Here is a 1759-nt window from a genome sequence, read left to right on the forward strand (position 1 = left end):
CCGATCATGTCGATCCCCAACGGCTCCAGCGCCGTCAGTGCCGCCCCGATCTCCGAACCCAACAGCATCGTGCCGGTCGCCTCCACCGTGACCTGGACGATCAGGGGAAGGTCCCCCATCCCGCACCAGTCGAGGGCGCGCCGGGCGCCGATGACGGCGGCCTTCGTCTGGAGGAGGTCCTGGGTGGTCTCGACGAGCAGGGCGTCCGCGCCGCCGCGGATCAGGCCCTCCGCGTTCTCCTGGTAGGCCACGCGGAGGCGGTCGTAGGTGATGTGGCCGAGGGTGGGGAGCTTGGTGCCCGGGCCCATGGAGCCCAGGACCCAGCGGGGCCGGCCGTCCTGCGCCGTGAAGGCGTCCGCGGACTCGCGGGCGATGCGGGCGCCGGCCTCGGAGAGCTCGTAGATCCGGTCTTCGACCCCGTACTCGGCGAGCGCGGCGAGGTTGGTGCCGAAGGTGTTCGTCTCGACGCAGTCCACTCCCACCGCGAAGTAGGCGTCGTGCACCGAGCGGACGATGTCGGGGCGGGTGGTGTTGAGGATCTCGTTGCAGCCCTCCAGCCCCAGGAAGTCGTCCATGGTGGGGTCGGCGGCCTGGAGCATCGTGCCCATGGCTCCGTCCGCGACCACCACACGGGTCGCGAACTCCTCCCTCAGTGGCCGTCTCATCTCATTCCAGTCCCCTCAGGTGTTCGGACAGGGCCTCTTCGCTCCGCGGCCCGTAGGCGGCTCGCAGCCGGGCCAGCAGCGCCTCCCGGGTCAGCCGGTACTCCTGGGTGCCGGTGTGGTCGAGGACGGTCGCCGCGACCGCGCAGCCCAGCTGGGCGGCGTACTCCTCGGGTACGCCCCAGGCCGCTGCGGCGAGGAAGCCGGCCCGGAAGGCGTCGCCGACGCCGGTCGGGTCGACGACGCGCGCGACGGGTACGGCCCGCACGGTCAGCGGTTCGCCGCCCGCGGTGCGGATCCGTACGCCGTCCTCGCCGCGGGTGGTCACCCACGAGCCGACCCGGTCCAGGATCTGTTCCTCGGTGAGCCCGGTGCGTTCGCAGAGCAGGGCCGACTCGTACTCGTTGGTGAACAGCCGCGTCGCGCCGTCGAGCAGTTCCAGCGCCTCGTCGCGGGTGAGCCGGGCGAGCTGCTGGGAGGGGTCGGAGGCGAAGGGGACGTCCAGTTCGCGGCAGGCGCGGGTGTGGCGGAGCATGGCCTGGGGGTCGTCCGGGGAGACGAGCACCAGGTCGGGGCGGCCGGTGCGGGAGACGACCTCGTGCAGGTCGATCTCGCGGGCCTCGGCCATCGCGCCCGCGTAGAAGGTCGCGATCTGGTTCTGCTCCTGGTCGGTGGTGCAGACGAAGCGGGCCGTGTGGAGGGTGTCACTGACGCGTACGGAGTCGGTGTCCACGCCGTGGTCCTTGAGCCACACCCGGTACGGCTCGAAGTCCGCTCCCACCGCGCCCACCAGCAGGGGGCGCAGGCCCAGTACGCCCAGGCCGAAGGCGATGTTCGCCGCCACTCCGCCCCGCCGCACGTCCAGGTGGTCGGCGAGGAACGACAGGGAGACCCGGTCCAGCCGGTCCGCCAGCAGCTGCTCGGCGAACCGGCCGGGGAAGGTCATCAGGTGATCGGTCGCGATGGAACCCGTGACAGCGATCCGCATGTCAGACCCCGGCTGCCTTGCGCAGCGCGTGCACGCGGTCGGTGCGCTCCCAGGTGAAGTCGGGGAGCTCGCGGCCGAAGTGGCCGTAGGCGGCGGTCTGGGCGTAGAT

The 1759-nt window shown here is 71.9% G+C and carries 2 protein-coding genes; both read right to left on the reverse strand.

Annotated features, from left to right (window positions below):
* Positions 1 to 665: homocysteine S-methyltransferase family protein (locus WDV06_RS36760; protein ID WP_395514144.1), on the reverse strand; the 665-nt coding region annotated here is incomplete at its 3' end.
* A 1-nt stretch (position 666) separates the two neighbouring features.
* Positions 667 to 1650: a carbohydrate kinase family protein gene (locus WDV06_RS36765; protein WP_395514145.1), complete on the reverse strand. Its 984-nt coding sequence runs from the start codon at positions 1648 to 1650 to the stop codon at positions 667 to 669.
* Positions 1651 to 1759 lie beyond the last annotated feature (109 nt).

This window comes from Streptomyces racemochromogenes (assembly GCF_044129415.1).
GTDB lineage: Bacteria > Actinomycetota > Actinomycetes > Streptomycetales > Streptomycetaceae > Streptomyces > Streptomyces racemochromogenes_A.

Bases quoted from the DNA above. Each gene is read 5' to 3' on its own strand.
- WDV06_RS36765 (WP_395514145.1), bottom strand. From the start codon at position 1,650: ATGCGGATCGCTGTCACGGGTTCCATCGCGACCGATCACCTGATGACC.